The 22,031-nt window shown below is 55.8% G+C and carries 20 protein-coding genes; 10 read left to right on the top strand and 10 right to left on the bottom strand.

The annotated features are described in order from the left end of the window. Positions 1 to 21: 21 nt before the first annotated feature. Positions 22 to 1,806 (bottom strand): mechanosensitive ion channel family protein, encoded by a 1,785-nt coding sequence (locus AC5TBW_RS03925; protein ID WP_495510817.1) that lies wholly within the window; start codon positions 1,804 to 1,806, stop codon positions 22 to 24. Between the two features lie 232 nt (positions 1,807 to 2,038). After that, on the bottom strand, positions 2,039 to 3,001 hold the full coding sequence (locus AC5TBW_RS03920; protein WP_495510816.1) for an AraC family transcriptional regulator: 963 nt from the start codon (positions 2,999 to 3,001) through the stop codon (positions 2,039 to 2,041). Between the two features lie 170 nt (positions 3,002 to 3,171). Between AC5TBW_RS03920 and AC5TBW_RS03915 the strand changes: the two genes are divergently transcribed. Further along, complete coding sequence (locus AC5TBW_RS03915) at positions 3,172 to 4,509, top strand: tetratricopeptide repeat protein (protein ID WP_495510815.1); 1,338 nt, start codon at positions 3,172 to 3,174, stop codon at positions 4,507 to 4,509. 56 nt (positions 4,510 to 4,565) lie between these two features. Here AC5TBW_RS03915 and AC5TBW_RS03910 read toward each other — a convergent pair whose 3' ends face one another. Genes AC5TBW_RS03910 through AC5TBW_RS03895 form a run of 4 tightly spaced genes read right to left on the bottom strand, consistent with a single transcriptional unit; the run spans position 4,566 to position 8,846 of the window. Beyond that, a complete protein-coding gene (locus AC5TBW_RS03910) occupies positions 4,566 to 5,096 on the bottom strand; it encodes a GDYXXLXY domain-containing protein (RefSeq protein ID WP_495510814.1) in 531 nt (176 codons plus the stop codon). Continuing rightward, complete coding sequence (locus tag AC5TBW_RS03905; protein ID WP_495510813.1) at positions 5,086 to 6,165, bottom strand: DUF4401 domain-containing protein; 1,080 nt, start codon at positions 6,163 to 6,165, stop codon at positions 5,086 to 5,088. Before AC5TBW_RS03905 ends, AC5TBW_RS03910 begins: the two co-directional genes overlap by 11 nt. Beyond that, positions 6,162 to 7,133 (bottom strand): DUF2157 domain-containing protein, encoded by a 972-nt coding sequence (locus tag AC5TBW_RS03900; protein WP_495510812.1) that lies wholly within the window; start codon positions 7,131 to 7,133, stop codon positions 6,162 to 6,164. Before AC5TBW_RS03900 ends, AC5TBW_RS03905 begins: the two co-directional genes overlap by 4 nt. Positions 7,134 to 7,190: 57 nt before the next feature. Continuing rightward, a complete protein-coding gene (locus AC5TBW_RS03895) occupies positions 7,191 to 8,846 on the bottom strand; it encodes an FMN-binding glutamate synthase family protein (RefSeq protein ID WP_495510811.1) in 1,656 nt (551 codons plus the stop codon). 175 nt (positions 8,847 to 9,021) lie between these two features. On the opposite strand from AC5TBW_RS03895, the gene msrP reads away from it, so the two are divergent. The 3 genes from msrP to AC5TBW_RS03880 all read left to right on the top strand — a co-directional run bounded on the left by msrP (position 9,022) and on the right by AC5TBW_RS03880 (position 12,551). Then, positions 9,022 to 10,038: a protein-methionine-sulfoxide reductase catalytic subunit MsrP gene (msrP, locus tag AC5TBW_RS03890; RefSeq protein WP_495510810.1), complete on the top strand. Its 1,017-nt coding sequence runs from the start codon at positions 9,022 to 9,024 to the stop codon at positions 10,036 to 10,038. Beyond that, entirely contained in the window at positions 10,038 to 10,655 is a 618-nt protein-coding gene (gene msrQ, locus AC5TBW_RS03885) for a protein-methionine-sulfoxide reductase heme-binding subunit MsrQ (RefSeq protein WP_495510809.1), read from the top strand. Before msrP ends, msrQ begins: the two co-directional genes overlap by 1 nt. Positions 10,656 to 10,757: 102 nt before the next feature. Further along, positions 10,758 to 12,551 carry a S8/S53 family peptidase gene (locus AC5TBW_RS03880; protein WP_495510808.1) on the top strand — a complete coding sequence of 598 codons (1,794 nt, stop codon included), beginning with the start codon at positions 10,758 to 10,760 and terminating at the stop codon, positions 12,549 to 12,551. Positions 12,552 to 12,612: 61 nt separating this feature from the next. On the opposite strand, the gene AC5TBW_RS03875 is transcribed toward AC5TBW_RS03880, so the two are convergent. After that, the gene (locus AC5TBW_RS03875; RefSeq protein ID WP_495510807.1) at positions 12,613 to 13,191 is read right to left on the bottom strand and encodes an NAD(P)H-dependent oxidoreductase; all 579 of its coding nucleotides are present in this window, start codon (positions 13,189 to 13,191) and stop codon (positions 12,613 to 12,615) included. Between the two features lie 194 nt (positions 13,192 to 13,385). Here AC5TBW_RS03875 and AC5TBW_RS03870 point away from each other — a divergent pair, with 194 nt between their 5' ends. After that, on the top strand, positions 13,386 to 14,288 hold the full coding sequence (locus tag AC5TBW_RS03870) for a LysR substrate-binding domain-containing protein (protein WP_495510806.1): 903 nt from the start codon (positions 13,386 to 13,388) through the stop codon (positions 14,286 to 14,288). Between the two features lie 205 nt (positions 14,289 to 14,493). Here the strand turns inward: AC5TBW_RS03870 and AC5TBW_RS03865 are convergent, their stop codons facing one another. After that, positions 14,494 to 15,231 (bottom strand): YoaK family protein, encoded by a 738-nt coding sequence (locus tag AC5TBW_RS03865; protein WP_495510805.1) that lies wholly within the window; start codon positions 15,229 to 15,231, stop codon positions 14,494 to 14,496. A 276-nt stretch (positions 15,232 to 15,507) separates the two neighbouring features. On the opposite strand from AC5TBW_RS03865, the gene AC5TBW_RS03860 reads away from it, so the two are divergent. The 3 genes from AC5TBW_RS03860 to AC5TBW_RS03850 are packed head-to-tail and all read left to right on the top strand — an operon-like array spanning position 15,508 to position 18,725. Further along, complete coding sequence (locus AC5TBW_RS03860; RefSeq protein ID WP_044629809.1) at positions 15,508 to 15,726, top strand: DUF1656 domain-containing protein; 219 nt, start codon at positions 15,508 to 15,510, stop codon at positions 15,724 to 15,726. 35 nt (positions 15,727 to 15,761) lie between these two features. Continuing rightward, positions 15,762 to 16,646 (top strand): efflux RND transporter periplasmic adaptor subunit, encoded by an 885-nt coding sequence (locus AC5TBW_RS03855; protein WP_495510804.1) that lies wholly within the window; start codon positions 15,762 to 15,764, stop codon positions 16,644 to 16,646. A gap of 3 nt (positions 16,647 to 16,649) precedes the next feature. Then, positions 16,650 to 18,725, top strand: coding sequence for an FUSC family protein (locus tag AC5TBW_RS03850; RefSeq protein WP_495510803.1), 2,076 nt, complete (start codon positions 16,650 to 16,652; stop codon positions 18,723 to 18,725). On the opposite strand, the gene AC5TBW_RS03845 is transcribed toward AC5TBW_RS03850, so the two are convergent. Continuing rightward, entirely contained in the window at positions 18,694 to 19,626 is a 933-nt protein-coding gene (locus AC5TBW_RS03845) for a LysR family transcriptional regulator (protein WP_495510802.1), read from the bottom strand. The genes AC5TBW_RS03850 and AC5TBW_RS03845 overlap by 32 nt on opposite strands. A gap of 141 nt (positions 19,627 to 19,767) precedes the next feature. On the opposite strand from AC5TBW_RS03845, the gene AC5TBW_RS03840 reads away from it, so the two are divergent. After that, the gene (locus AC5TBW_RS03840; RefSeq protein ID WP_495510801.1) at positions 19,768 to 20,160 is read left to right on the top strand and encodes a RidA family protein; all 393 of its coding nucleotides are present in this window, start codon (positions 19,768 to 19,770) and stop codon (positions 20,158 to 20,160) included. A 14-nt stretch (positions 20,161 to 20,174) separates the two neighbouring features. Here AC5TBW_RS03840 and AC5TBW_RS03835 read toward each other — a convergent pair whose 3' ends face one another. Next, positions 20,175 to 21,107, bottom strand: coding sequence for an AraC family transcriptional regulator (locus tag AC5TBW_RS03835; RefSeq protein ID WP_495510800.1), 933 nt, complete (start codon positions 21,105 to 21,107; stop codon positions 20,175 to 20,177). A gap of 170 nt (positions 21,108 to 21,277) precedes the next feature. On the opposite strand from AC5TBW_RS03835, the gene AC5TBW_RS03830 reads away from it, so the two are divergent. Then, on the top strand, positions 21,278 to 22,021 hold the full coding sequence (locus tag AC5TBW_RS03830; RefSeq protein ID WP_495510799.1) for an SDR family oxidoreductase: 744 nt from the start codon (positions 21,278 to 21,280) through the stop codon (positions 22,019 to 22,021). The last annotated feature ends 10 nt before the right edge of the window (positions 22,022 to 22,031 follow it).

Here is a 22,031-nt window from a genome sequence, read left to right as displayed (position 1 = left end):
GTTTGCCTAAGGGTATCTACTTCAGTATTTATCCGCTTCAGTACTATTTACCTCAGAATTATTTGCTTCAGAACTATTTGTGTCAGAGCTCTTTGCTTCAGCACTGCCCGTTCCCGGCGAGCTTTTACCTTGCGCCCCGCGGGCGATGTCGCTGTGACTGATGACCACAATTTCTCTTGGCCACCACTCTGGATGGTTATCCCGGACAAATGCCAACAGCTGCTCGCGCACGTTCATCTCTGCTGTCCAACCCGCTAACGGGTCTGAGGTCATGAAATAACAGGTGACGGTTTGTGCCGTTCCTGTTTGAGCGGTCACGTAACACAGCAGTTTATGGTGTTCGATAACGCTATCCTCCTCTTTGGCTACTTCGAGGAATTTATCTCTTAACAACCCTATATCGGCACTGAGGTGAAGCGTCAGCGTCAATGACCGATACATCTTGGTGCTCTTCACCGACAAATTATCGAAAGGCTTAGAGGTAAAATAGGTAACAGGCACGATCAAACGCCGCTCGTCCCATGACCGCAGACGGATAAAGGTATAAAAGATGCCTTCTACATAACACCACTCGCCTTCAAAGATCACCAGATCACCAATGCGAATGGGCTTGGCTAATGACAACTGAAATGAGGAGAGAATATTACCAAGCACCGTTTGGCCAGCCACACCCACTAATACGGCCAATACGCTGGCTGAAGCCAGAATGGATAAGCCGAGCGTTTCGAAAAGCTGAACCTGACCCAGTATGTAGATTGAGACACCGGTCACGGTGAACAGAATAATGACCCGGCGCAACGCGTAGAGAGAGGTTAGTAGCCTGCGCTCATCCCTGGGTTTAGTGTCATCTATCTCGCCCACGATTCGCCGCGTTAAACGCAGCATAATGGTATCTACCAAGCGCAACGCAATGGTGCCGACACCCCAGGCCAAAACGCTGATTAACAACACACGGAGCGTGGTGGTGGCAACCGCCGAAAACGACACTACATAGTCCAACATCATCTGGGTGACCATGGACATCGCAATCAGCGCTACTGGCATACCAATTTGACTGGCAAAAATGCTCGACATTCCAGATGGCAGCCATTTCGATATCAACCCAATGAAGCGGTGAACTCCCCATCCGACAAGGCCGACCACTATCAAAAAGAGCGGAATCGCAATCCACTCCCAAATCCTCAGGATGCCAAAGGGTGCCTGGAGGCGCTCGGGAATATAGCTTTCCACCATTGAGGGGCCGTATTGCTCATACAGCACCGGAATATACGAGACGCTGATCGGCATGATCAGCCAAACGGGTTCTTGATCCGCTACGCGATAGCGGCCCAGGCGAATATCGTAGGTTTCTCCATCGGCCTGTAGGGATGACACCTCGATATTTCGACGCGTCTTACCAACGCGAGGGTTTTGGCCTGTGGGGTCTTCAATGAGCCCATCTTCCCGGCCGGGCAAATCAGAAACGCTAAGCCATTCACCACGCTGAAAAATCTCAGCTAACTGCCTGGCCAGCTCACTCCCCTTCTCACGCTGTTCACCCTCTGAAAATTCGGAAAGGTTGAGCATATGGGCAGCGGCCTCATACTCCTCCTGATCCGTCAGGTGAAGAAAACTTCTGACCGATTCTCGTGGTGTTACTCGGTTAGCTTCTTCGGGAGGCTCACCAAGGCCGGTATTTAACTCATCGATAGTAAACCATCGGTCACTTTCGCTCTCTCCTCCTTGAGTTTGTGCCGCGCATAGGTTGGACAAGGTCAGTGCCATCACCAACAAACCCCATGCGAGCCACGAGCCGTTTGCTTTCATAAATGCCTTATTCATTGAAGTGGGTCAGTTTGCCTACCACCGACAGGCCAGCGTTGAGTGCTGACCCATCCATGTCAGAGGTTGGGTAACGGATAGAGTACCTTGCTTAATGAAACAAGGCGATGTGTAGCAACAGCCACATTTCTGACAAACAGTTAGCTCTTCATGTCGCTCGTGGGGCTGGATGACTAAAGTTGGACTGGAGATTGGAGCATACGGTTCAGTCATCGAGTTAGTGCAGCGCGCGCTGTTCGCGACGCCAAGTCGCGGGTGGCGATCCAAATGCGCGCTTGAACGCTTTGTTAAAAGCGGTTTCCGACTCATACCCCGCTTCCAACGCGATACGTGAGATAGGGTCCAAAGATTCGCTAAGGCGCCGCGCAGCGAGCTGCATACGCAGCCTGGCCAGATAACGCATCGGCGGCATACCCACCAGCTCAGTGAAACGTTCCGCAAAGGCAGAGCGCGAGAGCCCAACTTGGCGCGCCAACGCTTGCGTTGTCCAGTGACGCTCGGGGAAATCATGCAGTTGGGTCAGCGCCCGACTGACAAAAGGGTCGCCCAGTCCTCCGACCCAGGCACGTTGCTCGGGTGGCAGTCGGGTGAGATAGCGCTGCGCTGCCTCGATAAACAACACTTCAGCGAGTCTCGCGAGTAGTGCTGGTGAGCGCACCGACCCGCCAGCGAGTTCCGAGGCGGCAAAGCGGAAAGAACTCTCGATCCAGGCTCTGGCCGCGGCCTCCAACACATCCAGCGTCATCATTCTGGGCAGCACGCCGGTCAGCACATCACAAGGGGTCTCGCTATGCAGAAAACCGCACAGTAGATGGGTGGTTTCGCCACCGCCGCCGTAGACGATCCGCGTCAGCCCTCCAGCATGTGTAGGCTGCAGCAGATGATCGACGCTTACCGGCTGCACGCCCAGCTCACTGCTGAGAAGATGCGGGTCGTTGCGAGGTAGCAGCACGATATGCCCCGCCGAAACGGCTACTGGAGGCCCTTGCCCCACCTGCAACAACAGCTGCCCAGCGCTGACGTAGTGGTAAGCAAGAATCCCCTGAGGTACTGGCGAGTAAGGCTGGCAATCCTCTGGGGTGACCTGGGCCGCGACACACCAAGGTGCAGAGAATTCCGCATCAAGAAAGATGCCGCCGGAAAATCGAATCATGCGCAGCACATCAAGTGCAGCATCCATGGGCTTGGGTCTCTATTGCGGCGGATCGGACAACAACACCGGCGCCTCGACCATTATAGTTTTCCGCCTTTCAACTTAGTCTAGCAGCCTGGCAAGCAAAGTGACCGGCGATAGACGGCAGACTTGCTGCCACTAGTAAAAATCACAACGAGAAGCTGGAGGGCCCTGCTATGCTGACCGATCGCCAAGGCAATATCCTGCCAGGCGCAACTGCTGAAACTGTGGCGCTGTATCAACGCGCCATTGACGCCTTTAACCTTTACCGCGGAGACCCCGTAACGCCACTCGATCAAGCCATTGAAGCCACCCCCAATTTCACTATGGCACGTATCGCCAGGGCCTACCTGTTTGCACTGGCCACAGAGCCCGCCGCCGCTGCCGCCGCAAAAATCGACTTAGCCGCCGCTAGTGGCGCCCATTTGAATGACCGGGAGGCCTCCCATGTCGCTATCCTCGCACAGCTGCTTGCCGGCGAGTGGAGCGCTGCTGGGATCGCCCTGGATTACCACAACCTTCGCTATCCCCACGACCTACTGGCTCTGCAGGCTGGCCACCTCATCGATTTCTACCGCGCTAACGCCCGCAACTTGCGTGACCGCCTCGCTCGTGTGTTACCCCAATGGTCGTCCGATATCCCGGGCCATTCAATTGCAATGGGGATGTATGCCTTCGGGCTGGAGGAGACAGGCGACTACGCACACGCTGAGCAGGTCGGCCGACAAGCACTAGATATTCAGCCGCTAGACTGTTGGGCGCATCACGCCGTCGCCCACGTTATGGAGATGCAGGGCCGCGCCCAAGACGGTATTGGCTGGATGACCGCGCGCGAGCCTTACTGGAGCGGCGACGACAATCTGTTCAAGGTACACAACTGGTGGCATCTCGCCCTCTGCCACCTCGACCTCGGACAAACTCAAGAAGCGTTGGCCCTCTATGACGGCCCGATCCGCCAAGAGCACAGCGCCGTGGTGCTAGATATGATCGACGCCTCAGCGCTGTTATGGCGGCTGACACTCACTGGTCAGGACGTCGGAGAGCGTTGGCAGGAACTGGCGGTCGCCTGGGATCAGCATGCGGACGGCCAGCTCTACCCCTTCAACGATTGGCACGCGGTTATGGCTTACCTGGGTGCCGGTCGCGAAGAACGGGTGGAAGCGCTGCTGAAGACGCTACGTAATTCTGGCCGCAGCTCCGAGACGGCGACCTGGGCTCGACACATCGGCCTGCCCCTTGCGGAAGGATTTGTAGCCTTCTGGCGCGGCCACTACACCACTGCCGCCGAACGCCTTCACTCGGCGCGATTCATCGCCAACGCTTTCGGCGGCAGTCATGCGCAACGCGACATCATCGACTGGACGCTGACCGAGGCCGCTCTACGCGGCGGGAATCGCCAGCTTGCCGAAGGTATGGCCAACGAACGCCTAGCGCTCAAACCGCACAGCCCCATTAACCGGGACTTCCTGCGCCGAGCCACGGTTCCAGCCGAGGCAGAACGCCAGATCGCCTGACGCTAGAAAGTGGGTGCTCCCGAACCACGCAACCGGGAGCGCCCAGCACTCCTTGATCAGCCCTTAACCGGCTTCGGGCTGAGATCTTTAAGGGTTTCATCGTGTAGGGACGCCAGTAAGAGCTCTCCTTGTGAGTTAACGAGGAATTGACCATACAACGCTGACTCATAACGTTCGCCGTGGCCTTCCTGAAAGAAGAACGCATCGGTGGCGAAGCGTACCTGACCATTGCGCAGACGATAGCGCAGTCGCCTCTCTTCATCACCAAGGGCAGTGCCATTATCCAGCCGCTGAAAGTGGGCGATACGTTGATCATCCAGGCGCACCACCACATATCCGTTGCTTGCTTGCTGAACTTCATCCTGTTGAAAAAGCGCGCTTTGAATTTGGTTACTTAGCGCAAAGTTTAGCGCCATATAGTCGCCCTGCATCAATGAGCGTGGGTCGACAGGTGCCAGTTCCAGGTAGACGATTTCACCCTCGGCTAGGTGACGCTCTTTCTGCCAAATGGCCCAGTTCACCACCGCCAGCACAACGATTGTCGCTAACACTATGATCCAGCGGTTTCGCTTGCGGTCATTTTTCATTGGCAACGCCTTTTGTTGTTGGCTTGAGCGATGCAAGCCACTTCCCCAACGCCCAGCGTAGCGCCAGCAGTACGCCACCTAACATCAGCAACGTTAGCGCCTTTGTTAATAGCGTCGCTTCCAGCCAGTAGTAATAGCTGCCCATCCCCACCAATAGCGAAAACACCCCCAGCCCCATCACTAGCCGATGACTCATTGCGAAACCTAACAGTAAGACCATCAAGCCCTGGCCTACTCCCGGCGCATAAAATGAGATCAGCAGCAGCCCGATAGGACTTAGATACAAACCCCAATGGATTTTAGAATGAGGAAGGGTATAGAGCAGCAGCACTAGAGAGAGCGCAACTAACACGGCATTTAGCCAAGGCACTGACCATGCAAAAGCGTTAGTGTTCTGTGCGTCGATCCAGAAGGCGAACGACTGGCCGCTATGGACTAAGCCCTGTATCAACAGCAGACCTATCAACAGGCCATAGCCCCATGCTTGTATGTCCCGAATACGCCCAGGCCAGCGAAACTCATTCAGCCAAAGCAGTGTTAGCGCCAACAGCACTAGACCGCTCGCCACTGGCGCCATAGCACTCGTCGCCAAGGCCATATAGAGCGCCAAGCTGGCAGCAAACGCTGAAAACGTACGGTGAACCAGGCTCGGCATTATCAGCGCCAAGACGCACTGTAAGCCAAAGAGAGACCACCCCAGCAGTATCCATAGCGAGTCAGGGGAGGCTTCCCACCATGTCACCAATGACCACGCGACAAGCAGTTGACCCGACAGGCTTATGGCCAACGCCAGATGTTCCAGCACATCGCTGCGAGCCCGGCGAAACAACCCATAAGCCGCGCCGATCATCGCAGCTCCCAGGCCCATTGATGCCGCTGAACTTTCCACCACAAACACCACGCCCATGGCGATAAAACCGAGCAGAAATAGCGCCGCCAACCAGCCGGAAAAGGCCTGCAATACCCGCACAAACCAAGGCGTTTGCAGCTGCGCTGGGGAAGTGGGCTCGTCCAACGGAATACCCGCCTGGTTCAGCCTAACCCTTAAATCATTAACGTTGTTTGTCACTGGGAAAGCTCCCGATGCAGCCGTTTTAGCCACACCACGGCCCCAGCGCCCATCGCCAGTACCGCGATGGTGATCAGCAGCAGACTCCCCTCCTGCCAATCGCCCTCCCATAGCAGAAGCCTTGCCAGCAGCAGCGTGGTCACCGTTATCAATGAGACACAGCCGCCCGCGATCATAATCAGGTCAGGCCGCCAGTAGCGGTAAATGCCATACAGCGCCGCTAGCCAGAGCGGATAAATCGCTAGCACTGGTGACCATACGAGGCCGACATCGACGATCAACGTCACCACTAACAGCGTCATGGGAACCCCACTGCCCACCGCGAGCAAGCGTGGTGCCCACTGCCGTGGCCAGCCCCGGTAACGGGCACCCCATTCCCAGGTTGCCAATGCCAGGGTGTTGAGTAAAAACAGCCCCCACAGCGCAGCGTCGCTACTGGTCAACACACCAAACGGCCCGCCCCAGGTATGGAAATAGAGCCCAATAGCCAGGTTCATTAATCCCAGACACAAAACCCAAAGCGGCTCAAAACGCGCCACCCAGACCCAGGGCATAGCGAGCAACGCCCAGGTAAAGAACAGCTGCCAAGTGTCGGCACCGGTCTGGTATACCTGCCCGAACAGCGCCAACAGCACGCCCACCCATAAAGTGGCCGACGTTAGCGCCACACGCTGCACCATCTGGCTGGCCGTGGGCCAAATGGCGACACCTACCGCCAGCACCATCGCTGCTTGCATCACGCCAAAGCGCAGCCAACGACTCATTTCGGTCCAGTTGTAGGCAATGAAAAACAGTACCGCGAAGGCCAGCGCCAGCCCACCCAGCCACAGCAGCAGGCGATCAATAAACAGGGCCCAAGCGCGAGGCGAAGGGCGCAATCCAGAAGATTGCACTGCACGCGTCACCTGCTCAGGCGGTATCGCGCCCTGCTCTATCAGTGATATCAGTTCACGGCGAGTAGATGCCATGGAGTGTCCTTCTTAACGGCAAAATGGAAACAAAGCCATCCAAGCCAAGCGCCACGGTCACTCCAACTTGGTAAAGCGCAGCCGAGCAACCTGCGCAGGCGGCAGAAAGGAGTCGGCTCGGGCATTTTCCCAATAGTGCTTAAATACCGTGTGCTCGCATTTTGCATTGAGCAGTTCATTGGGCTTCAAAAAAGCAAATATTTGATCATAGGACTGAATTTCGTTTTCCGAGACACGTCGGATAATGTGCTCGGGCCCCAGCTCGCTAGGGTGGCTAAGCCCTGCGGCGCCCAGCATTTCCGCCAGCGCTTTCAGGGTATTCCGGTGGAAGTGGTAGACCCGCGCGGTTTTATCGGCAATATCCAAATGGCGGCCGCGATGGGGATCTTGAGTCGCTACGCCGCTAGGGCACTTATCGGAGTGGCAGTTAAGCGCCTGAATACACCCCAATGAAAACATAAAGCCCCTGGCCGAATTGCACCAGTCGGCCCCTAGCGCCATGGTTCGGGCAATATGAAAGCCAGACATGATCTTGCCCGCCGCACCAATACGAATCTCCTCGCGCAACCCGGCCCCCACCAGGGTGTTATGCACCAGCATGACGGCTTCGGTTAATGGTACCCCCATACGATTGATCAGCTCGAGTGGCGCTGCTCCGGTTCCCCCTTCACCGCCGTCCACGACAATAAAATCAGGCCGCTCACCACTTTCCAGCATGGCTTTAACGATTGCAAACCACTCCCAGGGGTGGCCAATCGCCAGCTTAAAGCCCACCGGTTTACCATCAGAAAGCGAACGCAGGCGGGCAATAAAGTCCATCAGCTCTAGCGGCGTCGAAAAAGCCGAGTGTGCAGCAGGAGAAATGACATCCTGGCCCATGGGCACCTCTCGCGCTTCGGCTATTTCTGCGGTTACCTTGGCCGCGGGCAATATGCCGCCATGGCCGGGTTTAGCACCTTGAGATAGCTTAATTTCGATCATCTTTACCTGATCGTCACTGGCGTTGGCAGCAAAGCGCTCTTCATTAAATGAGCCATCATCGTTACGGCAGCCGAAGTAACCGGAGCCTATTTCCCAGACCAAATCACCACCGTGCCTACGATGGTAGCGGGAGATCGACCCTTCACCGGTGTCGTGATAAAAACCGCCCTTACATGCCCCCGCATTAAGCGCTTCAATAGCATTGCCCGAAAGCGAGCCAAAGCTCATCGCAGAAATATTCAGCACGCTTGCCAGGTAAGGTTGGCTGCAATGACTGCCGCCCACGCGCACGCGGAAGTCCGCGTTTTCAATAGCGCAAGGGAGTAGCGAGTGGTTGATCCACTCATGCCCTGGCTGATACATATCCAGCAGGGAGCCAAAGGGCTTTTTATCGCTCTCATTTTTAGCACGCTGGTACACCACGGCGCGCTGCTCGCGGGAAAAGGGGCGTTCGTCAAGATCCGACTGGATGAAGTACTGGCGGATTTCCGGCCCGATTGACTCTAGAACATAGCGAAAGTGGGCCAGCACTGGGTAGTTACGGCTCACCGTTCGCCGCGTTTGGCTTAGGTCATAAAGCCCCAGCCCAGCAAGCATGCCAAAGACCGCCACGCCCCACAGCCATGTTAATGAGAAAAATACCCCCACCAGCGAAATCAACAGCAGAACCACGCAGGCAACAAAGACGGCATTACGTAGAGGAATACGGGTTAACCCCCGGGCTTCGATCATCTAAAAACGAACTCCTAAGCAACAGTTCATCAAAGGGGCGACCAAGCTACCCCGACCAGTTCAACTTAAAACGTAAGGGTTTTGTGTAAGGTTTGGCGAACTTACGACACCCATTAATATCGAATGCTGCATTCACCGCGTATGCTACCCATAAAGGCCATAGTGGAGACACCTAATGCTAATAAAGATTGCTAAACCGAGTGATTTACACGAATCCGATGTGACCCCGGAATCTATCTACCTCTCACGGCGGCGCTTTATGGGCGGGATGGCGGGGTTAGGCGCAGGGCTTGCCCTTTCCGGCCACGCACGCGCTAATACCGACTATTCCGATGTGCCTGAAGGTAGCGCACCAGAATGGTTGAAAGAAAAAATCAGCGAAACCCAATGGCGTGCCGTTACCCCGAGTAACCCTGACAACGATAAAATTGCCCCCTTTGACGACGCCAGTGGCTACAACAACTTTTTCGAATTCGGCACTGACAAGGGCGACCCGGCCCGCCACGCAGGTAGCCTGCAAACCGAACCCTGGAGCGTGGTGGTCGATGGCGAAGTCAATAACGGTGGCCGCTTTGCCTTAGAGGATTTCGCTAAGCCCTCGCAGTTTGAAGAACGTATTTACCGCCTGCGCTGCGTCGAGGCGTGGTCGATGGTAATCCCCTGGCTGGGCATTCCGCTGGCCGACATCATCAAACGCGCCGACCCTACCAGCAAAGCCAAATATGTACGTTTTGAAACCCTGGTGGACCCCGAGCAAATGCGCGGGCAACGCTCATCGTTCTCGATCATCGATTGGCCCTATGTAGAAGGCCTGCGCCTGGACGAAGCCATGCACCCGCTCACGATACTGGCCATGGGAATGTACGGCCGCGAATTGCCCAATCAAAACGGCGCTCCTCTACGGTTAGTCGTGCCCTGGAAGTACGGCTTTAAGAGTATCAAGTCAATTGTGCGTATCTCTCTGGTGGAAGAGCAGCCGGTTAACTCCTGGCAGAAGATCGCCGCCGACGAGTACGGCTTCTACGCCAACGTTAACCCAGAGGTTGATCACCCCCGCTGGAGCCAAGCCACCGAGCGGCGCCTGCCCAACAGCCTGTTCAACCCCAACACCATCGATACCCTGATGTTTAACGGCTACGCCGACGAAGTCGCCGAGATGTATGCGGGGTTAGATTTAAGGAAGAACTACTGATGGCTACGCATCACAAATGGTTGGCTTGGCGCGTGGCAGTATTTCTGGCGGCGCTAGCGCCGTTGGTGTTTTGGAGTTGGCAGGTAGCCAATAACGCCGCGGGGCCTGAACCGGGACGCTACTTGCTGCTGAATATCGGCATCGGCGCACTGTGGATATTGCTTCTTACCTTGAGCCTTACGCCACTATCCAAACTTACCCGCTGGAAGGGATTTGCATTAATCCGACGCCAGTTGGGCCTTTGGGCACTGGCCTACGCCACGCTGCATATGCTCAGTTACGCACTGTTTATCCTCGGGCTTAACTGGGCACTACTGGGTAGCGAGATCGTCAAACGCCCGTATATTATCGTCGGAATGATCGCGCTGATCGGCCTTGCCATACTCGGGGCTACGTCTAACAAATGGTCGATGCGCCGCCTAGGCAAACGCTGGAAACCACTGCACAAATTTTCCTACGTCATTTTAGGCCTGGTACTGCTGCACTTCTTCTGGGTAGTGCGCGCCGATATGCAAGAGTGGGCCATGTATGCTGCTATTGCAGCGCTCATCATGTCCACTCGCCTTCCGCCAGTCGCCCGAACACTGCCTAAACTCCGTTATCGTTATAACCGTTAAAACATAAACGAATTCCCCTTTCGTATCGACCGGGTTCATGTCCTGTTCAGCTAATACGTTTATGCTACGAGCGGTCAATTGGATACTGTGTGGGGTCGTAATATGCCAGAAACGTTTTTTGGCGCTGGTCGGTTGTATTGGGGGCTGGCATTAATGTTAAGCGGATCTGTCGCGGTTGCGGAGCCGTCTGTCAACGATGAACCGCCTTTGCGCGTCGAACAACTGCAGCGCTGCGGCAACCTGCTTCAGATGGATACTCAGGAATTCTGCCTGCATGTCAGCGGGCTTGATAGCAACGACTTTCAGGTGAAACTGAACGGTACGCCACTCCCAGCAGAAGACCTCACCTACCATGATGATCGGGTACGAGTACGCATCAAGGCTGACGCAGAAAGCGGGCCATTGTGGTTTGAGCAGCATGACCAGTCCAGCAACCCGGTCTGGATCAGCCTCAAGGGCAGTCATGTGGTGGCGGCCACAGACCGGGAAGTGGCTAAGAACATGGATGACATCACCACCTACGTGGATCTAGTCAGCCTGATTATTGAAGAGAGCCACGATGGCGCTCAAGAAGCCCAGCGCTTAGCAGCGAAGTACGACGCTGAGGTAGTCGGCATGATTCCGCCACTCAACACCTATCAGTTGCGCTTGCCCGCCAACAACCTGGTTGAGCGCGACGCGTTAGTGCTTAGGCTTGGCAGCGAAGTCAGCGTGGATGCCGTTGTGGTCGAAGAGTCGGGAGCAGAAGAGAGTATTGAGCGCGAAACAACGACGCCACCCGCTGCGGAAGATGATCAGGAATGGGCATCCAACCGCTTTCTGGATGCGGTGAACTATTATCAACGACGTCTGACCTCTCAGGGCCATGGCGAGGATATCGAGACGCAGCCAATCCGCATTGGGGTCATCGAACGGGAAGTAGATTTCGACGCACCTGATTTTGCTGACTACCTGGGCGAGTGCCGCGCCGATGCACATAGAACCTGCGTTTATGCCCGAGATGCCGCCAAACCTGACGGGCATGGTACGACGGTGGCTGGGGTGTTTGCTGCGGCTTGGAATGAAGGGGGCAACAGCGGCTTTTTGCGTGGATTGGACGATGTCGGTCCTGGCTTCGACGTGATCGTCGATCGCAATTCGGATGCAGGCATTACGGCCAATATCGCCGCCTCGGTCAATCTGGTGGAAGACGGCGTACGCGTACTCAACTGGAGCTGGGGTATTCATCGCGTCGGCGCAATCGACATTAACGGGGAAGAGATTGACTCGTTGGTACGCTCCGGTATCGCCATGAGCGGTTACGAGGAACTGCTTGAAGAGTTCTTTCTATGGCTACGCGAGGAGCACCCCGATGTGGTGGTCGTCAACTCAGCGGGCAACGCGTCTTCCTTTTCAGGCAGTGACGAGTATCGGCTCCCTTCCTCTTTCGTAACCGACCAGCTATTCGTGGTGGGCGGGCATGAGCGTAGCGATGAGGACGTGCAGGTCGACGATCCCCGCTACGTGGTCAAACGCAACGCTTCCAATATCGATATGCGGGTGGATATCACCGCTGCTGCCTGTGTGCGAGGGTCCACCCTGGTAGCAGATGAGCGTGGCGAGGCGCATTGCGGCACTTCCTACGCGACGCCGTTGGTAGCAGGCCTGTTGGCGGCCATGATGTCGATTGAACCTAAGCTGACACCCGCACAGCTCCGCATGCTACTGCGGCGTAGCGCCATGACCATTGGTGAAGAGTACGATTTCGAGCCGACAGACGCGGATGACTTGACCGCCCCGATATTACCTTCCGAACGGGCCAATGAACTGAATCACCCGGATATCGGTCTTTCCGCCCGGCTGGACATGTACAAGGCGCTGGACCTGACCGTGCAAAGCCTCAACCGAGAGCGCTAAGTTCACAACAAGCAGACGAAAGCGCCCACCTGACGAGGTGGGCGCTTCCTGAACAAGGGCTTCATCCAAGTACTTTACGCAGATGGTCGCGATAATCGGCTTTATTACGGTCTACCTGTGGCACTTTCATCACATCGTTGGCAATAAACGTCGGCAGCGCCTCTAGGCCAATAAATTCCTGTGACTTATGGAACGGAAAATAAACACCGTCCACACCACGCCCCTCAAAGAAGTTGTCCGCCTCGTCGAAGGCTTCCAAAGGCGCGTTCCAGGTCAGCGACAGCATGTAACGACGGCCCTGTAATAAACCACCGCTGCCGTACTGTTTGGTGGGGTCTTGCCGCGAGCGGCCATCGCTGGCGTAGAGTGAACCGTGGCCTTCTGTGAACACCTCATCGATGTAGCGCTTAACGATCCAGGGCGTTCCCATCCACCAACCCGGCATCTGGTACACAATGGTGTCCGCCCATAGGTAGTTCTGCACTTCGGTCTCAAGATTGTAGCCTTGATCAACCACCGTCTCGCGGATTTCGTAGCCCATTTCCTGCAATGTCCCCACCGCCACGCCATGCAGGGTATTATTGAGTTCGCCGCCAGAGTGTGCAAATGCCTTGCCACCGTTAATCAGTAATATCTTCATCTAACGCTTTCTCCCAAAAAGTTTGATCATCAAAGCTCAACGACTAGGCTTGATGTTAATGGCGCGTATTGTGAGAGTTATCGCGCGAAAAAAGAAGCGACATACCAGCAAGACTCTTTTGATTTAAAATCAATAATACTAGGCACTCAATCAGCACTATAGAAGGCCAACAGCAGCGTTATGAAAAGCAATTTATGAAAAGCACCCTTGAAGAACAGCAGGCATTTGTGACGGTCGTGGATAGCGGCTCCATCACTGGCGCCGCTGAGCGGCTTGGCATGACCGTTTCAGGGGTTAGCCGTACGCTTAACCGGCTGGAGCAAAAACTTGGCGCCACTTTACTGCGCCGAACCACGCGCCGCTTGGAACTGACCGAAGAAGGCGAAACATTTCTTAACCACTGCCGCCGTATCCTGGCTGCCGTTGAAGAAGCCGAAGAGGCAATGCTGGATCGTCACAACCAGCCCCAGGGCAGGCTGCGAGTTAACGCCGCCCCCAGTTTTATGCAGTTTGTGATCGTGCCGGTGATTGGCGAATTCCGCGCCCGCTACCCCGGAATTACGTTGGAATTGGATACCCACGACCGGTTTATCGACCTTCTGGAACAGCGGGTAGATTTGGCCATTCGCATCGGCGATTTGGAAGATTCATCTCTTCACGCCCGCCTGCTGGGCCATAGCCCGCTGCGACTTCTCGCCAGCCCCGCCTATATTGAACGCCATGGTGCTCCACAAAACATTGATGAATTAACCCAACACAGCCTGATGGGCTTTAGCCAGTTAGAACACCTTAACCAGTGGCCGCTCACCGGCGCCGACGGCAAGCGTTTACACATCATACCAACGCTTTCGGCCTCCAGCGGCAGCACGCTAATAGAGCTAGCCATCGCCGGAGAAGGTATTGTTTGCCTGGCCGACTTTATGACCATCGCTCCCCGCCAGAAGGGGTCGCTGGTCGACGTATTGCCCGACCATACCGAGCTGCAACCTCAAGCCGTCAACGCCGTTTACTACCGCCAAGCCACGCTTTCTCAGCGCACCCGACTGTTTATGGAGTTTTTAGCTGAACAACTGCCGGGCCGATATTTGCAAGGATGAAGGGCGACCCGCCCCCACTCATTGTGTGCCAAAAGTGCTCCAGCACCGAGCATTCCCCCTGTCACTCAATCCCACCATTGGCGAATGGCGGTTGGATCCATGAAGGCAGTGCGATAGGCGCAGCATTAGGTCTTCCCGCCCGGTATAACATGCCTTCAAATATGGCAAGGTGATACAGCAGTCTCTGCAGCCTCCTTATTGGCTGCTATGAACTTCTGGCCTCCACCCACTTACTTGCGGTACGCACTGTTATAACAATCGCGCTCAAGGGAACAACTATTAAAACGGCCCCCAGCCCCAGCATCGCCTTGAAACCAAACCAATCAAACAGCGCTACACCGACGACACACCCAGCCAGAAATGAAAAAATCGTCGTCAAATGAGTGTAGAGCTGCTTTCGACAAGCACGGCGGTCGGTCGCCTCACCGCGTGCCACCACGGATGATAAAAACGAGCCTAATGCGATACCAGCATCCGTCAGTGTGCCGGTCACGTGAGTCGATCTCACCCGACCATTCGATAGTTGCGTCGAAGTTGCGTTATGTACTCCCATTAAGAAGCCCAATGCTATTAGCACTTCAGCGTTAAAGCGGGCCGAGTAAAACAGAAGCTCGAACACAGACACTGCCGTCAATGCCACGCCTTCCGCCAAAAGAATCAAGCAAAAGATAGTTCTGAGCTTCTGACCTACGACCACGGCAACGCGGGCTAACATGCTACCTGTAACGAATGCCAACAGCAGGGTTGCCAGAAACAACAAGCCATAGGTATCAGAGCTAACCACTTCGGACGACATGTGGGAGGCATTGCCGCTCATATGGGAAGGAAGAAACCCAAAGGCGCCCAACGCCATGGCATTCAGTATCCCGGCAGCGGTCGCCAGCACCAGTGCCAAACAACGATCCTCGGTATGAGATCGAGCTTTCTTCTTTTTGATCAACAAGCGCCTTCTCCAACCGCCTAAGAGTCGGCAATTGAGACACTAAGACTAAAGCATAGTTCTTTTTAATCTAAATTAGCTAAAATGCAACTCGACTACTTCTATTGAGTGCTAACAAGCTCTCTTGCCTGCAGAGAGAGCCCTTCTCTCGGTTCATCAATGTCAGGTAAGATTAATTCAAGCTTTCTATGCTACAACTAAAGTGAAACATCGGGCATCCATTCAATAACCGATTAAGCTCTTTTCTCTTTGCAGGACTTAAGCTCACTCAAGGATGTTATGGGTCTTCAAGAAATTGCCGTTGGCGGCATCTATCTCAGTCCACTGCTGATCTACGCCCTGATGGCTTTTATCGGCACACTGGTCATTCGCTCGCTGCTGCACTGGGTGGTTGGCGAGTACGCACTCTGGTATGAAGCCTGGTTCGATATCTCGCTTTTTGTCATCTTAATGGCGGCGACCACCTTCCTGTTTACCGTCTTGCTTGAACGCCTTTGATACAGTCCTTGTGACAGCCCTTGAGAGAACCGTTGATGCGCCCTTCGCTCCGTATTTTGCTTACCCTCGTTATTGTCGCGATTGCCATTGCCGCCGGTGCATGGCTATGGCACTACTACCTCTATACCCCCTGGACTCGCGACGCGCGGGTTCATGCGGAAGTGGTGACGATTACCCCCGATGTCTCAGGCTGGGTACGCACACTCGAAGTAGTGGACACCGACCATGTTGTCCAAGGCGATACGCTGTTTGAGATCGATAACACGCGTTACCAGGCGACAGTGGACAGCGCTCAGGCCACGGTTGACCATCGTCAGGCAACCCTGGAGCTAAGCCGCGCCGAGGAGAACCGACGTAATCAGTTGAGCAACAATCGTGCGATTAGTGCAGAAAACCAGCAGATTGCCCAGATCAACTCGCGCATTGCCGCCGCCGATTTACAGCAGGCTCAGGCGGAACTGGCCAGCGCCCAGCTTGATTTAGCGCGCACTCAAATAACCGCGCCGGTAAGCGGCCATATTCTCAATGTCCATCTTACCGCTGGCACATACACTAATCGCGGTACACCGGTGATGGCGCTGATCGCTGATAACTCCTTCTATGTCGTAGGCTACTTCGAAGAGACCAAAATGACGTCAATCGACGTGGGCGATCCAGTGGATGTGATTCTGATGAACGGCGACACCCACCTGGAGGGCCGCGTGGCGGGTATTGGCCGAGGTATTGCCGACAGCAACACAACCCTTAATCAGCAGCTGCTACCGCAAGTGGAGCCCACCTTTAGCTGGGTGCGTCTGGCGCAGCGTATTCCGGTGCGCATTTCACTAGCAGACGTTCCTGATGACATCCTGCTGAGCGTCGGCATGACAGCGACCGTGCGTGTCCGCCCTGCCGAAAACGCTGCCGAGCAGTCTGAGTAACTCATGTCGCCATTTGTTAGCACCTACCTGACGCCCAACGCTACGGCAGTCAAGTTTGCCATCAAGACCACCCTGGCGATGATGCTCGCGCTCTATATCGCGCTTATGTTCGACTTGGAGCGCCCCTACTGGGCGCTGATCTCGGCGGCATTTCTGCAGATTCGCCCCATGAGTGGCATGGTGGTCGAGAAAGGCATCTGCCAACTTGGCGGCACCTTGATGGGTGCCGTTGCGGGTATCGCGATCATGGCACTCTTTGCTCAGGCCCGCGTACCTGCCCTTATCGTGCTTACCGCTTGGATTATGCTCTGCACTTACGTGGGCTCACTGTGGCGTAATAACTACACCTACGGCTGTCTCATGGCTTCCGTAACGGCCATGCTTATCGTAGTCATCTCCAGCGGTAGCGCCCCCGCCGGGATCTTCGATATCGCCGTGGCGCGCCTTACCGAACTGGGGCTGGGCGCCATCTGTGCCATGCTGGTCAGCTCGCTGCTCTGGCCATCCCATGTGGGCGCCCACCTTGCCACTCAGGCCGACAGCGTGATCAACGCAGCCTTCGAGCATGCCGCCCTGCGCTTAGAAGCCAGCGACGATATCCCGGCGATGCAGAAAGCCCTGCGCAGCAGCCTCGTGCCGTTAACCCTGCTGGAAACCGACAGCCAGGCCGCCCGCTTTGAAGGCCCGGTAGGCCCCGGCCGAGTGCGCGCAACCCACGTACTCACCCGCCGCGCGCTGCGCTTTTTCGCCAACCTGCAGGCGCTGCACCAGCTGATGCACGACCACGCTGACCGTCTCGCCCCACAAAGTATCGAACTCGCAGGCGCGGTCGCAAAAGGCTTTCGCGATGCCGAACACGTCAAAGGGGTCGTTGAAGCCAGAAAAGCCCTTCAGGCACTACGCCACCGGGTTCATGAAAGCGAGGAAGAGAGCACCTTAGCTCCCCTCGATCGGCGCCTGCGATTAGGGCTACGCGAATCAATCGGCCATGCCATGATCATGCTCGATGCCCGGGAGGCGATTGCCTCGCCAGAGAGCCATAAACTGCGTTCGTCACCACTGGCTTGGCACCGCGACCGCCTCACCGCTGGCATTAACGCCATTCGCTCAGGGCTAGTTTTTTCGCTACTGGCGATTTTCTGGATCGTCACCGCCTGGCAGAGCGCCATGATCGCAATGATGTTGGGCACGCTCTTCTCCGCCTTCTTCGCCAGCCGCGACAACCCCCTCGCCATCACCATGATGTTTTATAAGGGCATGCTGGCGGCGATTCCCAGTGCTTTTCTCTTCGGCCATGTGCTGCTCTCTCAGGCCAATGGTTTTCCGATGCTAGCGATGCTGTTTGGCACGCCGCTGTTTTTAGGTCTGCTGGGCGCCACCAACCCAGCCACCATGGGCTACTGTCTAGCCTTTACCATCTTTAATATTCTGCTGACCATGCCCGGTAACGGCATGGATTTCTCGTTCGACAGCTTTGCCAACCGGGTGGTGGCGGTGGTGGTCGGCCTGAGCTGTGTGGTCATGGGCTTTCGGCTGCTGCCGGGCCTCGGCGCAAGGCTCCGGCGGAGGCGCCTGATCAAGGCCATTTCCAGGGATATACACGAGCTTGGACGGCGCTCGATTCGCGACGCCGAGACCCGTTTCAGCGGTCACATGGCAGACCGCCTACTGCAGTTGGCCCAGCACGACGACATGCTGCCTGAGGATCAGCGCCACTTGTTTATTCTTGGTTTGACCGGGCTCGACCTTGGCACCGCCACGCTGCGCCTGCGTGACCGGCTGGATGACGCCCCGCATCCGCTCATTCGCGATGCCCACCACCGCCTGTTGCGCACGCTTGCACAGGGGTTTGAAGCGAGCGCCCACGGGCGACCACCCCAAGGCATTCGTGAATCGGGCAGACAATTGGAAGCGGCGATAGAGGCTTACGGCGACGTGCCCGCCGACCGCCGAGTACTGCTAGAGGGTTTGATTGAGCGGCTCGAACTGGCTCTGGAGCGCCTGGCGCGCATCATGGCGAATCAGCCAACGCGTCCCCGCTCACCTCTCAAACGTCTCTCCCCCGTCGATCAACCGTAGGTGCGTGCTGCTCCATCAACTCGACGACCCAATCGATAAACACACGCAGCTTGGCGCTAACGTGCCTATTCGGTGGAAATGCCACGTACATTGGCATTGGATCGAGGTGCCAATCATTAAACAAACGCACCAGCTCGCCACGAGATACATGCTCTCTGGCCATGTAATCAGGAAGCCAAATGACCCCAAGTCCCGCGAGAGCTGCTGACAGACCAGCGTTCCCATCATCGACCGAGATCACATAGCGCCCCTGCACGGTGACACGCTCTTCATTGCGGTGCAGGGCATAGGGAAAGGCCAAGCCAGAACGTGCCCACCTGAAACCGACAATGTAGTGAGGTGGGAGGGACAGTTCTTGCGGGTGCGAAGGTAAACCAGCTCTTTCCAAATAGCTCGGTGCCGCGTACACACCGAGCGTCAGATCACCCACGCGACGTGCCACCAACGATAAATCGGTAAGCTCTCCGCCGCGCACCACACAGTCCACGCTCTCACCGATCAAATCCACCATGCGATCACTCACCCCCATATCGAGTTGAATATCGGGATACTGAGCGTGGAAAGCGGGCAAGGCTGGAATCAGGATCATGCGTGCAAAAGGGCTGGGCACATCTACTCTTATTCGTCCGCGGGGCAAAACGGATGCGTTGGATAAGCTGGTTTCGGCATCATCCATATCGGCCAGAAGCTTAATAACGCGCTCGTAATAGGCCGCACCGTCCGCCGTCACGTTCACCTTGCGTGTAGTGCGGTTGAGCAGCTTTACTCGTAGCCGTACCTCTAGTTGTTGCACAAGTTGCGTTACGCTTGTCTTACTCATATGAAGCGTCTCGGCTGCCTTGGTAAAGCTGCCCGTCTCCACGACCCGAGCAAAAGCCTGCATTGCGTTAAAACGGTCCATGATTGTGCCAAACACCTAGTGATTGTTTGTAATATACAAACAATGTTGAACAGAATTCGTCGTTTATCCACCAAGAGAGCAGGGCTAAAGTGACTTCATCGTAACTAACAGGTCGATTTCGACCTATTGATGGAGATAACCATGACTAAGCGTGACGTTGTTTTCCCCTCTGGCCGCCAGGCGCTTTATGAACACAACACCTATTCCGCCGCCATTCGATCGGGCGACTTTCTATTCGTGTCAGGCCAAGTTGGTAGCCGTGAAGATGGCTCTCCTGAGCCGAACTTCGCCGCTCAGGTACAGCTCGCGTTTGATAACCTGCAGCGTGTTCTGGAGGCAGCAGGCGCAAGCTTCGATGATATTGTCGATGTGACGAGCTTCCATACCGACCCCGAAGCCCAGTTCCCTATATGGTTAGAAGCCAAGGCGCGCGCGTTTCCAGAAAAACCCTACCCGAACTGGACGGCGGTCGGCGTGACATGGCTGGCGGGGTTCGACTTTGAAATCAAGGTCATCGCGCGACTCCCCGCGTAAACAAGCGATACGGCTCAGGCGCCTAGTCGTTGCGACGCCGCTGCATGGCTGCTGGCAGCCTCGCCCGATTTTTGGAAGCGCAGCGCATCGCGCTTTGGCGACAACTGGAAAAGGCGACCGTATTCGCGAGTGAACTGAGAAACGCTTTCATATCCCACCTCGAAGGCCGCATGGCTCGCGGAACACCCTTCATCGAGCATCAGGCGGCGCGCTTCGATCAAGCGCAGTCGCTGCTGGTATTGCCCTGGCGTAAGCGACGTCATGTGTTTGAAGTGCTTATGAAACGAGCTGAGGCTCATGCCTGCCTGTGTCGCCAACTGCTCTACCGGCACGCGCGATGTGTACTCGGCTCTCAGGATGGCAATAGCGGCGGCAAGGCGGCTCGCGTAGCTATCCGGATCTGCAATATCCCGCAAAGCGATGCCATGAGGGCCCGATAGCAGCCAATAGTGCAACTCCTGCATGATACCCGGGCGTAGAAGTGGTACAGAGTCGGGCCGATCCAGCAGTCTCATCAGTCGTGATACGCAGTCAATCACCTCCGCTTCGGTGTCTTCCGCAAATAGTGTCTGCATCTCGGATGGCCGTTGTGGCCGCGGCGTCCCTAGGTGAGCGGCAAGCTCACGTAAGATGATCATATCCAGTTCGACCGCGACCGCCAGATAGGGCTCGCTCGGTTTCGCTTGGACTATTCGCCCGACGACAGGCATATCTGCGCTCACAATCGCAGATTCCCCCGCCGATATCACTCTGTCCTGACGACCGACCATCATCCGCTTAGCCCCTTGTAACACTAAGCAAACCAGAGGCTTATATATCGATTGCAAGTCACCCGCAGGGGTTTCTACGCACATCATACTAAGCCCCGGCACACGGGATAACACCAAGCCATCGCTATTAGCATGTAGCGTGGCATACGTCTGCACCGCTTGTATGAGTGGGTTCATCTACTTTCCTCCAGCCAGCATCTCGACTCAAAGTTAGCATGACCGAACAGGCGTTTCTCCAAACCTGCAGGATCAAGCAAGTTTTGCGCAGGTGTTGGCAAGCCCCGCCGCCACCGAATTGTTAAAAAGTGAGTGGCATTAAGTCCTAAAAACAGACGGAGAGTGAAACAATGAAAACATCAGGAAATACTATCCTTATTACCGGTGGCGGCTCCGGCATTGGTCGTGAACTTGCGTTACGCTTCAATGCACTTGGCAACACCGTCATCGTCGCCGGTAGGCGCATGGAGACACTAGAGCAAACCATTACTGGCCAGCAAAACATGCACGCGATGGTTCTCGATGTCGAAGATCCAGAAGACATCGCCGCCTTTGCAAAGCGCGTCGTCGCCGAGCATCCCAACCTCAATGTACTGATCAACAATGCTGGCATTATGCGGCGCGAGGACTTGTCCCGCACCCGCGACCTGAGCGATGCGGAGCAGACAGTCGTTGCCAATCTGCTCGGGCCAATCCGGCTAACGAATGCACTGACCGACCATCTGGTAAATCAACCAGACGCGGCGATCGTGAACGTCTCATCCGGATTGGCTTTTGTACCGTTAAGCGGCACGCCCACCTATAACGCCACCAAGGCAGCCATCCACTCCTACACAATCTCGCTGCGCGAACAGCTCAAGGGCAAGGTCGAGCTTATCGAGCTTGCGCCCCCTGCAGTGCAGACGGAGCTGACGCCAGGCCAGTCCACCCGTGAGGGCTATATGCCGCTCAATGACTATATCGATGAGGTCATGACGCTGTTTAGCCAGCAACCGACGCCCAAGGAAATCCTGGTGGAGAACGTGAAGTTCCTACGCTGGGCAGAGCGGGATGGACACTTCGATCAAACGGTGGAAATGCTTAGCCAGATGTAAGTTCATACGT

It is taken from the genome of Vreelandella sp. ssv, assembly GCF_059448525.1.
The sequence above is the reverse complement of the archived record's forward strand: the minus strand, read 5'-3'. Positions and strand labels throughout refer to the sequence as shown.